The organism is Ruegeria discodermiae, from assembly GCF_030758345.1.
GTDB lineage: Bacteria > Pseudomonadota > Alphaproteobacteria > Rhodobacterales > Rhodobacteraceae > Ruegeria_C.
On the sequence record NZ_JAVAMO010000079.1, the window covers coordinates 1 to 285 of the forward strand.

Sequence of the window (285 nt, forward strand, 5' to 3'; positions counted from 1 at the left end):
GATACGGTGTGCATTACCGGGATCTGGAAGAAATCATGGCCGGGCGCGGTGTTTCAGTGGACCACACCACGCTAAACCGATGGGTAACGCGTTATTCTGATGCAATCGCTGAGGCAGCACGTCGCCGCAAAGGGCCATATGATCGTTCGTGGAGAATGGACGAAACATACATCAGAGTTAAAGGCGCTTGGGCTTACCTTTATCGAGCTGTCGACAAGCATGGCAAGACCCTCGATTTCATGCTTTCACGACGTCGAAACAAACCAGCGACCACCAAGTTCTTCG

Annotated in this window: 1 protein-coding gene; it reads left to right on the forward strand. The window is 52.3% G+C overall.

What is annotated here, in order from left to right; translation table 11 throughout:
• A partial coding sequence (locus Q5Y75_RS28435) for an IS6 family transposase (protein WP_306203666.1) occupies positions 1 to 285 on the forward strand: 285 nt, incomplete at both ends.